This is a genomic window from Paraburkholderia sp. GAS42, from assembly GCF_050436565.1.
In the GTDB taxonomy this organism is placed as follows: domain Bacteria; phylum Pseudomonadota; class Gammaproteobacteria; order Burkholderiales; family Burkholderiaceae; genus Paraburkholderia.
Genome location: NZ_JBNDML010000002.1, coordinates 217,372 through 229,534, shown reverse-complemented (window position 1 = coordinate 229,534; position 12,163 = coordinate 217,372). Strand labels below are relative to the sequence as shown.

11 protein-coding genes are annotated in these 12,163 nt (G+C 61.7%); 5 read left to right on the top strand and 6 right to left on the bottom strand.

The window, feature by feature from the left end:
• Positions 1–3 precede the first annotated feature (3 nt).
• On the top strand, positions 4–690 hold the full coding sequence (locus P3T16_RS03640; protein WP_429254253.1) for a glutaminyl-peptide cyclotransferase: 687 nt from the start codon (positions 4–6) through the stop codon (positions 688–690).
• A gap of 154 nt (positions 691–844) precedes the next feature.
• Here the strand turns inward: P3T16_RS03640 and P3T16_RS03635 are convergent, their stop codons facing one another.
• Positions 845–1,825, bottom strand: coding sequence for a bifunctional helix-turn-helix transcriptional regulator/GNAT family N-acetyltransferase (locus P3T16_RS03635; protein ID WP_429341205.1), 981 nt, complete (start codon positions 1,823–1,825; stop codon positions 845–847).
• Positions 1,826–1,975: 150 nt separating this feature from the next.
• On the opposite strand from P3T16_RS03635, the gene P3T16_RS03630 reads away from it, so the two are divergent.
• A complete protein-coding gene (locus tag P3T16_RS03630) occupies positions 1,976–3,214 on the top strand; it encodes an MFS transporter (protein WP_429341204.1) in 1,239 nt (412 codons plus the stop codon).
• Positions 3,215–3,374: 160 nt separating this feature from the next.
• Here P3T16_RS03630 and P3T16_RS03625 read toward each other — a convergent pair whose 3' ends face one another.
• Positions 3,375–4,316 carry a LysR family transcriptional regulator gene (locus P3T16_RS03625; RefSeq protein ID WP_429254250.1) on the bottom strand — a complete coding sequence of 314 codons (942 nt, stop codon included), beginning with the start codon at positions 4,314–4,316 and terminating at the stop codon, positions 3,375–3,377.
• Between the two features lie 108 nt (positions 4,317–4,424).
• Between P3T16_RS03625 and P3T16_RS03620 the strand changes: the two genes are divergently transcribed.
• The 3 genes from P3T16_RS03620 (at position 4,425) to P3T16_RS03610 (ending at position 7,737) form a co-directional block, all read left to right on the top strand.
• Positions 4,425–5,573: an alkene reductase gene (locus P3T16_RS03620; RefSeq protein WP_429341203.1), complete on the top strand. Its 1,149-nt coding sequence runs from the start codon at positions 4,425–4,427 to the stop codon at positions 5,571–5,573.
• Between the two features lie 54 nt (positions 5,574–5,627).
• A complete protein-coding gene (locus P3T16_RS03615) occupies positions 5,628–6,422 on the top strand; it encodes an SDR family NAD(P)-dependent oxidoreductase (RefSeq protein ID WP_429341202.1) in 795 nt (264 codons plus the stop codon).
• 169 nt (positions 6,423–6,591) lie between these two features.
• Positions 6,592–7,737, top strand: coding sequence for an alpha-hydroxy acid oxidase (locus tag P3T16_RS03610; RefSeq protein ID WP_429341201.1), 1,146 nt, complete (start codon positions 6,592–6,594; stop codon positions 7,735–7,737).
• A gap of 121 nt (positions 7,738–7,858) precedes the next feature.
• On the opposite strand, the gene P3T16_RS03605 is transcribed toward P3T16_RS03610, so the two are convergent.
• The 4 genes from P3T16_RS03605 to P3T16_RS03590 all read right to left on the bottom strand — a co-directional run bounded on the left by P3T16_RS03605 (position 7,859) and on the right by P3T16_RS03590 (position 12,011).
• Positions 7,859–8,224: a response regulator gene (locus P3T16_RS03605; RefSeq protein WP_429254246.1), complete on the bottom strand. Its 366-nt coding sequence runs from the start codon at positions 8,222–8,224 to the stop codon at positions 7,859–7,861.
• Positions 8,225–8,282: 58 nt separating this feature from the next.
• Positions 8,283–8,822, bottom strand: a complete 540-nt coding sequence (locus P3T16_RS03600; protein ID WP_429341200.1) for a hypothetical protein — start codon at positions 8,820–8,822, stop codon at positions 8,283–8,285.
• Positions 8,819–9,553 carry a methyl-accepting chemotaxis protein gene (locus tag P3T16_RS03595; RefSeq protein WP_429254244.1) on the bottom strand — a complete coding sequence of 245 codons (735 nt, stop codon included), beginning with the start codon at positions 9,551–9,553 and terminating at the stop codon, positions 8,819–8,821. Before P3T16_RS03595 ends, P3T16_RS03600 begins: the two co-directional genes overlap by 4 nt.
• Positions 9,554–9,629: 76 nt before the next feature.
• On the bottom strand, positions 9,630–12,011 hold the full coding sequence (locus P3T16_RS03590; protein WP_429341199.1) for an MCP four helix bundle domain-containing protein: 2,382 nt from the start codon (positions 12,009–12,011) through the stop codon (positions 9,630–9,632).
• Positions 12,012–12,163: the final 152 nt, after the last annotated feature.

Sequence of the window (12,163 nt, the reverse complement as noted above, 5' to 3'; positions counted from 1 at the left end):
AGCATGAATCGATCAGCAGCCGAAATCGTCGGTGAATATGGACCCTTTCCGGGTGTCGACCACGTGGATGGCGTCACGTATGACGGTCAGCAAGTCTGGTTTGCTTCCGGAGACAAGCTGAATGCCCTCGATCCGGCGAGCGGAAAGACGCTGCGCTCGATCGATGTCGTCGCGGACGCAGGAACGGCCTTCGACGGCCAGCACCTGTTTCAGATCGCCGCGGGCCGCATCCAGAAGATCGATCCGAAAACCGGCCGTGTGCTCGCCACGATCCCGGCTCCCGGCGGCGGCGGTGATTCGGGGCTCACCTGGGCTGAAGGGACGCTCTGGGTGGGGCAATATCGGGACCGGAAGATCCATCAAATCGATCCCCAGACAGGCGCGATTCTTCGCACCATCGAGTCCAACCGCTTCGTCACCGGGGTCACGTGGGTCGACGGAGAACTCTGGCACGGCACCTGGGAAGATGACGCGAGCGAGTTGAGGCGAGTCGACGCTCAAACAGGAGAGGTCCTGGAGAGCCTCGAGATGCCGCCTGGAGTGGGCGTGTCGGGGCTCGAGTCCGATGGCGGCGATCAGTTCTTCTGCGGAGGCGGAGGCAGCGGGAAGTTGAGAACCGTCCGCCGACCCAGGCGAGACTCTGCGGCCGACAGCGGCGCCGGAATCCCCGTCGACTCCACGAGCGGGTAATCGAAGCAGCGCTCGCGTGGACGTCGACATTTGAACGGCGGCGCTGGCCGGGCGCAAGGTGACCAGCCGCTCGCGCAAGGTGGCTAGCCGCTCGCGCAAGGTGGCCAGCCGCTCGCGCAAGGTGGCTAGCCGCTTGCGCTGGCCTGAATGCAGATCACCGCCGGGTTCCGGCAGAACGACGACTGAACCGTTGCTCGATGACCCTGGTTCCCCACTGTGCTCCCTCTAGTTCATCGGTCAATCGAAAGCCAGATGACTCGTACAGATGGCGTGCTGCGTCCAGACCTTTGAACGTCCAGAGGTAGGTCTCGCTAAAACGCTCGTCGACAAATTTCATCGCTTGCGACATCAGTTGCCGTCCGACACCTGAACCACGCAGGGAATCGTCCACGATAAACCATCGCAAATGGGCGACGCCCGCTTCATCATCCCCGTCGATGGCCAGCGAGGCGAGAGACCGGCCATTTTCGGTGTAGAGCCATAGCGCCTTGCCGGGAGCCGGCAACGCGTCGGCGAACCCGCCAAGCTCGGTTGCCACCTTCTTCTCAAAGAATGCGCCGAAGCCCCAATGCGCCGAGTAGAACCGGGCGTGCAAGCTCGCGATATCGCCAACGCATCCGGGCTGGTAACCCTCCAGAATTCGCGTGGCCGTACCCCCTTCTGGGGGTGCTTTAGTGGAGTTGTCCTGCGCAAGCGCGTCGGCGTACAGCGCGAGAGACCGGACCAGCGCTTGCTGGTCCGCAGGAACCATGCGTCGAAGCGCGTTGGACACCTGATCCGTCGCGAAACGATCGATTTTTTTTCGAAGTTTCTGCCCGGCGTCTGTCAAATACAGATCAGACGAGCGCGCATCTTCTTTTGCGGCCCTGCGCTCTACAAGTCCACTCGCCTCCAGTCTGGCGACCTGCCTGCTCGTGTTCGATTTATCCAGTCGCAGGATGTTGCCTAAGTCCTTTGCACTGATCCCCGGCGCCGCCCCGATTTCAATGATCGCGTGAACAGCCGACGGCGCAAGATCGCTATCGGCCAGGGTCGTTCGCATGAAACCGAGTTCGCGAACCAGCCTTCGGGAGAAGTCACGGAGCTCCATGATGGTAGCTTCGCGGGTCTTCGCTGGAAGATCGATGAGATCCATGACTGCCTCACACAAGTTGCGCTTCGCAACCAATATAGTTGCGAAGCGCAACCTGTGCAAGTCGGACTTTGCGTGAGACGTTACGATAGTCGGGATTCGAATACCCTGCAATTCCCTCAATAGACACGCATTCCCTTACGGATGAAGACAATGCAAACCGGGCCTCAAGCGAGTGTTCTGCGACAAATGCCACGCAGTGTCTGGGTGCTTGGCTGCGTCAGCCTGCTCATGGATGTTTCATCTGAAATCATCCATAGCCTGTTGCCGATGTTCCTCATGGCAAGCCTTGGTGCCAGTGCAACCACAATAGGCCTCATCGAGGGCATCGCTGAGGCGACGGCCCCCGTCGTCAAGGTGTTCTCCGGCACCCTCAGCGATTACCTGGGAAACCGCAAGTGGCTCGCCGTCGCGGGGTATGCGCTGGGTGCGCTAAGCAAACCGTTATTCGCGCTGGCGCCAACCATTGGTGTCGTGGTGACGGCGCGCGTCATAGACCGCGTGGGCAAAGGCATCAGAGGGGCGCCGCGGGACGCGCTCGTGGCCGATGTCACGCCGCCGCATCTGCGAGGTGCGGCATTCGGACTTCGCCAGTCGCTCGACACGATCGGCGCATTCCTCGGACCGCTGCTGGCCGTTGTCATCATGCTGATGTGGGCGGATAACTTTCGGCTCGCGTTCTGGCTCGCGGTTATTCCCGGGATGCTCGCCGTCGCCCTGTTGACCTTTGGTATCGAAGAGCCGGCGCGGGAGCCAGGCATGAAGCGGGTCAATCCGATCCGCTGGGACAACGTGAAGCTCCTCGGCAAAAACTATTGGTGGGTCGTCGTCGTGGGTGGCGTGTTTGCACTGGCCCGGTTTAGCGAAGCCTTCCTCGTGTTGCGAGCCATGGGAAGCGGAGTACCGATTGCGCTGGTTCCGCTCGTGATGGTCGCGATGAACGTCGCGTATGCGTTGTCGGCCTATCCGTTCGGGAAACTCGCTGACACGATGAGCCACGCCCGCTTGCTGGTCGCGGGCCTCGTTATTTTGATTGCATCAGATATGGTGCTTGCGCATGGTACGCACTGGAGCGTCGTGCTCGTGGGTGTCGCGCTGTGGGGCCTGCACATGGGAATGACACAGGGATTGCTGGCCACGATGGTCGCTCAGACCGCGCCCGCACAACTGCGCGGCACCGCGTTTGGCTTCTTCAACCTGCTGAGCGGCGTCGTCACGCTCGTGTCCAGCGTGATAGCCGGCACCTTGTGGGATCACTTTGGCGCAGCCGTCACGTTCCATGCAGGCGCGGGCTTCTGCTTCCTGACCATCGCATTGCTGTTGTCCAGACGGACGCCGGACACTGCGGGCCAGCTACGCGCCGATTACGCGCCGCGAAAGCGCCAACCTTGACGCCTTCAACACATGCCCTCTAATGGCTCGCTCTCCAGTCCGACAAATCGCAACATGCTGAAAGCGCGCTCGCGCGCCGCGCGTTCTTCGCGACGGTAGCGGCCCGTCATCGGCGACGGCCCGTTTCGTTCGTTTTACGAAACGTTGATCGTCCCATTTTTCAGCCTGCCGCAGTGCCGACGTTCAACCAGGCATCGAGGTCACCGGCTGCCGTAGAAAAGCGCTCTACCAGGAAGTCGAGAAGCGCCCGGACGCGCGGCGCCATGTACCGGCTACGCTGATACAACGCATGCACGGGGACATCCGGAGACCGCCACTCCGGCATCAGGATCGTCAATTTCCCCGAGCGCAGATCAGATCCGATGTCCCAAATCGATTTCATCGCGATGCCATGACCTGCCACAGCCCACTCGCGAGCGAGTGCACCGTCGTTGGTCTCTCGAGAATCTGTCAGGGGCACGGTATAAGTCTCGACCTCGGCGCCGCGCGCGAACCGCCATTCGTTTGCAAGCCCGGATGCCGACCCCAGGACGATGCAATCGAAACGCTCCAGATCCTGGGGACGTTCGGGCGCCCCATGCGTCGCGACATACTCAGGCGACGCGCACAGCACGCGTCGATTGGGCGCGAGGCGCCGCGCGACAAACGAACTGTCCGGCGGCACGCCAAACCGGATGGCAAGGTCAATGTCCTCGTGCAACAGATTCAGCAACGAATCCGATAACACCATCGCGAAACTGACCTCCGGATACTGCACGTTGAACTCATCGAGCCAGCCCTTGAGAACGTGACGGCCGAAGTCGGATGTCGCCGAGATCCGGATCTTTCCGCGAACGATGCTGCGACCCGCCTGTAGCGCCGCATGAGCATCATCAAGGGACTGAAGCGCCTGTTGACAATGGAGCAGATACATCCTGCCCTCCTCCGTCAGCCGCAACTGGCGCGTCGTGCGCTCGAAAAGCCGCGTATGCAGGGTCGCCTCAAGTTTGACAAGACGTGCGCTCGCGGCTGCGGGAGAGAGCCCGAGCTTGCGCCCCGCTGCCGACAGCCCACCCAGGTTTGCCGCTTCAACAAAAAGCCGGATGTCGCCAAGGTTGTCCACGATATTTCCGTTTTTTTTGAAAATGATTCAAATGGTATCCCAATTATCAAACGGCACCGGGCTCCGCACAATGCGTCACATCCTCAACGAAGTCCGGAGATCAGCATCATGTCGATTACCGCGTCGCCGCTTTTCACGCCCATTGCCGTCGCCGGCCACCCGCTCGCTCACCGTGTCGTCATGGCACCCATGACGCGTTCGCGCAGCACCCAGCCCGGCGACGTGCCCAACGCGACAAACGCCCGCTACTATGCGCAGCGTGCCTCGGCCGCCCTGATCGTGACCGAGGCGACCCAGATCTCGCCACAGGGCAAGGGCTATTCCTTCACGCCGGGCATCTACAGCCCCGAGCAGGTTGCCGGATGGCGGCTCGTGACCGACGCGGTCCACTCGGCAGGCGGCCGGATCTTCCTGCAGCTCTGGCACGTGGGCCGCATGTCCCACCCGGATTTTCACAACGGCAAGTTGCCGGTGGGGCCCTCCGCCGTTCCCTTCGACGGCCAGATCTGGAAGGTCGACCCCGCCACCGGCGTCGGCGCCATGGTCGCCTCCCCGACTCCGCGCGCACTCACCCGCGACGAGATCAAGGGCGTCGTGGCGGATTTCCGCCAGGCCGCTCGCAATGCAATCGATGCGGGCTTTGACGGCGTCGAGATCCACGGCGCCAATGGCTACCTCATTGACCAGTTCCTGCGTACGACGTCCAACGTGCGCACTGACGAATACGGTGGCTCACGTGAAAACCGACTGCGTTTTCTCAAGGAAGTCATCAACGCCGTGGCGGACGAAGTGGGCGCGGAGCGCACCGCCATTCGCCTCGCGCCGTTTCTGACTGCGCGTGGCATGGCGTGCCCTGACATCCTGCCGACCATCCTCGAAGCCGCTGAGTTTCTGCAGGCACGCGGCATTGGCTATCTGCATCTGGTCGAAGCGGACTGGGACGATGCGCCGCAATTCACTGAGGCATTCCGCCAGGCCATCCGCGCCCGGTTCACGCGGCCCATCATCGTCGCCGGCAACTACGACAAGGCGCGCGCCGAGTGGGTTCTGTCCAGCGGCTACGCCGACCTGGTCGCCTTCGGCCGGCCATTCGTCGCCAACCCGGACTTCCCGCGCCGGCTCGCCGATGGTCTGCCGATGGCCAGCTTCGACGGCAGCACGCTGTTCGGCGGGGGTGAGCGTGGTTACACCGACTATCCGCCTTCGCCGCAAGCAGCGTTATCCAATCAGGCCCGTGACGCAGTCAGCCTTTCCTGAACCCCGGTTGTCCGCAGCACTCATGCCGGTTCACCTCGCAGCAAGGAGCAGCAAATGTTTGTTTATCGCGGCTCGACCGCTCTGATTACCGGAGCATCGAAAGGGCTTGGAAAAGTCTTTGCAGAGACGCTTGCGGCACGCGGCATGAACCTCGTGCTAGTCGCCCGGTCCGGCGACGCTTTGCAAGCCCTGGCGGAAGATCTAACCGCCAGGTACGCTGTGCAATCCGTCGCGCTCAACGCCGACCTGGGCAATCCGGATGCAGCCATGCAGATCAGTGAGGAACTCGAGCGCCGCGGCATTCAGGTGGACCTGCTGGTCAATAACGCTGGGCTTGGTCTGACCGGCAGCTTCCTCTCGCACGATCTCGCGAAAGAACAGTCGGCGATCCAGGTCAACGTTCAGGCGGTTGTCGCGCTTAGCCACCTGTTTGGCAGCCTTATGGCAAAACGTGGCAGCGGCGGCATCATCAACCTCGCTTCCAACGCGAGCTTTCAACCACTCCCTTATATGGCCACCTACGCTGCGACCAAGGCTTTCGTTCTCTTCTTCAGCGAGGCCCTGCAATTTGAGCTCGCCGGCACGGGCGTCCACGTGATGGCAGCTTGCCCAGGGCCGACGGCAACGCGCTTCTTTGACGGGGTGTCGACCAATGTGTCGCCCAAGGACATGGATAGCCCGGAATCGGTCGTTCAGAAAACACTCCAGGCCTTCGATCGAAGGAAAGCCGTCGTCTACCCGGGGCGGACAAGCGTGCGAGCCACTACCTGGTTGTCGCGACTGCTTCCTCGATTGCTCACCGTTCGCATCGCGGCAATAGCCAGCGGCAAGATGGGGCTTCACGGCTGAATGCATCTGACTGTGCCCGGCCCGTCTCGGGCGCGATCGCCGCGCGGGCAAGTCGTTTGCGTCTGAGAACATACCGAACGGCGTTAAAAGCCTTTGCGTTTCCCATAATGACGGGCGACCGCTTCGAGCACGTATACTCATCGTCCGTTCCCGCGCTGAGAGAGAGATCGTGCCTGCCATCACCTGCATCGAGGATTTGCGTGTGCTCGCGCAGCGGCGTGTGCCGCGCATGTTCTACGACTACGCCGACAGCGGCTCGTGGACCGAGAGTACCTATCGCGCCAATGAAAGTGACTTCCAGCGCATCAAGTTGCGCCAGCGCGTGGCGGTCAACATGGCGGGCCGCAGCACGCGCACGGAGATGGTCGGGCAGGATGTCGCCATGCCGGTGGCGCTTGCACCAACCGGGTTGACTGGCATGCAACACGCCGACGGCGAGATTCTCGCGGCGCGCGCGGCGGAGAAGTTCGGCGTCCCGTTCACCTTGTCCACGATGAGCATCTGCTCGATCGAGGATGTTGCCGCACACACCAGCAAACCGTTCTGGTTCCAGCTCTACATGATGCGCGACCGCGATTTCATCGTGCGGTTGATTGAGCGCGCCCGGGCGGCCCGGTGTAGCGCCCTGATGCTCACGCTGGACTTGCAGATCCTCGGTCAACGTCACAAGGACATCAAGAACGGGCTATCGGCGCCGCCCAAACTGACCCTCGTGAACCTCATGAACCTGGCGACCAGGCCACGCTGGTGTCTCGGCATGCTCGGCACCCCGCGGCGCAGCTTCGGCAACATTGTCGGCCATGCGAAGGGCGTAGGCGATCTCTCGTCCCTGAGTTCATGGACTGCCGAGCAGTTCGATCCGGCGCTGAGCTGGGCAGACGTCGAATGGGTCAAGAAGCTGTGGGGCGGCAAGCTCATCCTGAAAGGGATCATGGATGTCGAAGACGCGCGCCTTGCCGCCGACAGCGGTGCCGACGCACTGATCGTCTCCAACCATGGCGGCCGCCAGCTCGATGGTGCGCCGTCGTCGATCTCCGCGCTCCCTGAGATCGCACGTGAGGTCGGCTCGCGCATCGAGGTATGGATGGATGGCGGCATCCGCAGCGGACAGGACGTGCTAAAAGCCGTTGCGCTCGGCGCGAGAGGCACGCTGATCGGCCGCAGCTTCCTCTACGGTCTGGGTGCGATGGGCGAGGCCGGTGTTACGCAGTGCCTGCAGATCATCCACAAGGAACTGGACACCACGATGGCCTTTTGCGGGCACACCGACATCCGCCGTGTGAACGAGCGGATCCTGCTGCCTGGGACGCGTTGAAGACTGACACGCGGCGCCTGCGACAGGTTTCACCAACCCGGGGTCTAGAACTCATTAGCCGGCCGCCCCGGTTCGGCGGCGTATGCAGTCGACGTCGCGCTGCGGCCCTTCCCGCTTCACATCAGCCAGCCAGCTTCCTGAACGTTTCCAGCACGGCATCGCCCTTGAATGGCTTCACAATCCAGCCCTTGACGCCCGCCGCCTTTCCGCGCTCCTTCATCGCCGGGCTGCTTTCCGTGGTCAGCATGATCACGTTCACCGAATGATTCGCGAGTTCGCCACGGATCTTCTCGACCATCGTCAGGCCGTCCATGTTCGGCATGTTGACGTCGCTGATCACGAGCCGGATGCCGGGGCTTGCCTTCAGTCGCGCGAGACCGTCCTTGCCGTCGACGGCCGTGTCGACATCCAGTCCGTTCTTCCGCAGAAAACCGGCGACCTCGTCGCGCACGGTGCTCGAGTCATCCACCACCAGAATTTTCGACATAACTTTTTCCTGTGACGTCAGTTGCAATGTTTTTCATTCGCCGTCGCGGCAACCTGTTTCAGAACAGTTCGAGTTCGCCGCTGGTTTCCTCGGCAGCAGCGACATCGGCGATGAAGTCGAGCGGCGCGTGCGCGCAGACGCAGACGGTCGCGCCAAGCTGAACAGCCCCGTTGATCGTGACCGCGAACGAGGACAGATACCCGGGCTTCAGCTCCTCCAGATGCGGCAGGCAGCGCGCGCTCAGCACATAGGGTGTCGACATGCCGAGATCGGGAAAATAGTGAAGCAGTTCCTGGTTCATTGCGCCGCAGCAGAGATTGCAGATCTCCAGGAACACTTCGCGAAACGATGGCCCGTCGGCGTTCCTGACGAAGTAATCGCGTGTGGTGTCGTCTTCATCGAAATGCAGCACCAGCAGCAGCCTGAACACGATCGATGAGATCGTCAGAACAACCACGTTATCCGCTGGCTTGCCCTGAGCGTGACCCTCGCCCACCGGAACGATTTCGCAGACGTCGCCCGCATCCACCGGCAGCCGTGCGCGGGCCGCCTTGTAAAAAATGCGCTCGAAGCTTTCTTTCGCGTGGTGGCTGATCACGTCGAGGCCTGATCGAATCGCGACTGGAACTGGCTGGCCAGCGATGCGACGCTGCCAAGCGATGCCGTAATCATTTTTCCGCCGGCCTGAATGTCCTGGAACGTACCGGTTGTCGTGAGATCGCTTCGATACAGGCTGTCGCGATAGCTCTTCGACAGTTCTTCCGAACGCGCCGCCAGCGCTCGCACCTCGCTCGCCACGACCGCGAAGCCGCGCCCGGCCGGGCCGGCACGCGCGGCCTCGATCGATGCGTTCAGCGAGACAATCACCACATGCCTGACGATCGAAGACAGTTCCTGATTCTTCGCGTGCATGTCCTGGTTTTGCGTCATCAGCGAGATCATCTGTTCGTGCCAGCGCTCGAACGTCGCGCCCAGGCTCTTCAGACGCGAGGCTTCGCTGCCGATCTGTTCCGCGAGCGCGGCCCATTGATGCCGGTCTTCTGTCGCCGCGTGCATTGACGCGCGGATGTCTTCCGCTACGCCGGACTGCTGCGCGAGTTCTTCACGCAACTGTGCGACGAGCGCTTCGAGCTGCTGCTTTTCGTGCGCGCCCTGATCGATCAACGCGCGCTGCTGCGCGTCGGCGTTCGCGCGCGTCTCGATCTGCGCGTCTGTTTCGGATCGATGCCGCGCCCGCACATTGATGCTGTAGAGCCGGTGCGCCACGAATGCCAGCGCGCCGGTCACCGCCCCCCCGGCCAGTGCCGCCACACAATACTGTTCAATCACAACCTGTCCTTCTGAATTGCCATCGAGCGATAAGGAAAAAAGTCGCCAGCCCGGTGTTTCGGCTCAGTGTTCCGGCTCAGCTCGTGAGCGCGCCGGTCTGCAATGTGCTGACGTCGCGACGCGCATCCGTGCCGAGACTATCAACCGCAAGCGTGTCCGGCAGACACACGACCGTCTGAAACTGGCGGAAGTCAGCACCCTCGCGATCGTCCGTGAAATGCAGCTCGATGCGGCCGTTTTCGCGGGTGAGGAAATCCCGCACGGCATCCATACCGACGCCACGCCCGGATACTTCCGTGATCGCGTGCGCGGTCGAAAAACCCGGACGGAAAATCAGCTGTGCAATGGCTTCGTCGTCCAGTTTTTCTTCGGCGCCAACCCAGCCGCGCTCGATCGCGATGCCGCGGATACGCGCAAGCGCGAGGCCGCGGCCGTCGTCGCTGAGCGTGACCTGAAGCATGTCGTTGTCGACACCGACTTCAATATCAATAGCACCCGCCGGCAGCTTGCCCTTCGCGATACGCTCGTCGCCGGTTTCGATACCGTGATCGATCGAATTGCGCAGCAGATGCATGAATACGTTCCTCAACGTGCCGCCCGCCTGGCTACGCAGGCGATAGCCGTTGTCGTCGATGCGCACCACGGGCGCGACCTTGCCCAGTTCCTGCGCAAGCGAAGGCAACGAGTCGAGCACGCCTGCGAGCGACTCGCCCACGCTTTCCGTTCCCACCAGACGCAACGTCTGACGCACAGCGTCGCGCATCGAAATCAGCTCGTCGATACTCGCCACGTTCGCGGTTTCGAGGAGATGCAGGCTTTCGCGGATGTGCGCCCTGTCGACCATGAGATGGCGCTCGACATCGCCGCGGCGACCCGCACCCTTGCGTCCGAGGCTCACCTCGTTGATCGTCGCGTAACTCTCGATCGCTTCGCGCACACGCGACAGTTCCTGCATCAGGTCTTCCTGATCCCACGCGCGATCGGCATCGGCCTGGCGCAGTTCGTGATAGCGCTGCTCGGTTTCGTGTACGACGTTGGTCAGATACTGCAGGTTGTACGTGCGCGCATTGCCTTTGATCGTGTGCATGTTGCGGAACAGTTCGGCGATCGCCGCGCCATCCGCCTGCGAATGCTTGCGAATGATCCGTTCGTTCTCGCTGACGAAGCCTGCCGAACTCTCGATGAACTGATGGAACTTCTCTTCACTCACGGCAAGGATTTCGCCGATCATTTCCAGCCTGCGCTTCTGCTCGCCCGCTTCGGCGGCGAGCTTGCGCAATTCGGTGACGTCACGCACGCACAGCATCAGACGCACGATCGTGTCGGTGTCGTCGGTGATAGCAGACCAGCTGAGGTCGAGCGTCTTCACGCGACCATCGGGCATGCGGAGATTGATTTCGTTGACCAGCAGATGCTGGTTGAACGCGAAGTTGATGCAGTCTTCACCGAGGCACGCGTGAGCGGCGGCGTCGATCTGCGACAGGACGTCCGCGCCGAGATCCGTGCCGGCGAACACCAGATCCATCAGGCCGCGTCCTGCTATATCGTCAGTTTCGAAGATCGCTTCCAGATACGCCGAGTACTCGCTATGAATCACCGCGCCGTCGACGACGGTCAGAATGCCCTGCTGCATGTTCTGCAACATCGCCTGAATGTCGGCGGTTTTCTGCTTGAGCAGCGCCGAGCTTTCCTGAATCTTTTCGATCATGCCGTTGAACGCGACGATCGAATGACCGATTTCATCCATGCGTCCCACCGGCACGCGACGCGTGAAATCCTGGTTCGACGCGATCTCGCTCATCATCGCCTGCATGCGGCTCAGCGGGCGGGTGATCTGTCGATAGAGCAGCGAACCGATCGACGTCAGCAGAATGACGGCAATACCCGTGACGATCGCGATCGCGGTAGTGGTGGTCGAAAGCGTGTTGTTGAGCGACGTGATGGCGTCGTCTTTCTCGCGGTTCTTTTCGACGCGTAGCGTCTCGACGATGCCTTCGAGTTCATCGCGATACTGCGCGACGTTGGCGAACAGGAAGGCCTGCGCGAGTTCGTTCTTGCCGGCGGCTTTCATCTTCGCCGTCTCGTTGATCGCCGCGAAGTAGTTCTCCAGGCTGTCTCGCGCCTGCGAAACCAGGCCTTTCTGCGCGTGACTGGCAGCCGCGCGATCCTGCACCGCGAGCGCGCGTTGCAGCGAGGCTTTCTTCGCCTTGAGTTCGTCCTGCGCCTGAGCGACCACGTTGCCGTCGGGTGCATAGACAAGCGTCATCGTAGCCAGCTGCACGTCCTTGACCTGCGAAACCAGATCGGCCGAAGCCAGCGTGCCTGGCACGACGCCTTCCGTCACCTGCCTGACCTCGGCGGCACTGCGCCGCGTCTGGTAGACGGCATAGCCGCCAATGGCCGACAACGCGACAAACATCAGAACTACCAACAGCGTAATGCGATGACGGATAGTCATGTACAACCCCCGGGGTCAACCAGCGTATCGGGTCCGCGTAACGGACACGTCGCCTTCTAGATATTTCGAATGGTCGAGCGCGGTGATTATTCGGGAGGGATGTGACGGATCGATGAATGACGGCAAACTATCGACATATAGTTCTCTTCTAA

Bases quoted from the DNA above. Each gene is read 5' to 3' on its own strand.
- P3T16_RS03630 (WP_429341204.1), top strand. From the start codon at position 1,976: ATGCAAACCGGGCCTCAAGCGAGTGTTCTGCGACAAATGCCACGCAGT.
- P3T16_RS03590 (WP_429341199.1), bottom strand. From the start codon at position 12,011: ATGACTATCCGTCATCGCATTACGCTGTTGGTAGTTCTGATGTTTGTC.
- P3T16_RS03615 (WP_429341202.1), top strand. From the start codon at position 5,628: ATGTTTGTTTATCGCGGCTCGACCGCTCTGATTACCGGAGCATCGAAA.
- P3T16_RS03605 (WP_429254246.1), bottom strand. From the start codon at position 8,224: ATGTCGAAAATTCTGGTGGTGGATGACTCGAGCACCGTGCGCGACGAG.
- P3T16_RS03620 (WP_429341203.1), top strand. From the start codon at position 4,425: ATGTCGATTACCGCGTCGCCGCTTTTCACGCCCATTGCCGTCGCCGGC.
- P3T16_RS03640 (WP_429254253.1), top strand. From the start codon at position 4: ATGAATCGATCAGCAGCCGAAATCGTCGGTGAATATGGACCCTTTCCG.
- P3T16_RS03635 (WP_429341205.1), bottom strand. From the start codon at position 1,825: ATGGATCTCATCGATCTTCCAGCGAAGACCCGCGAAGCTACCATCATG.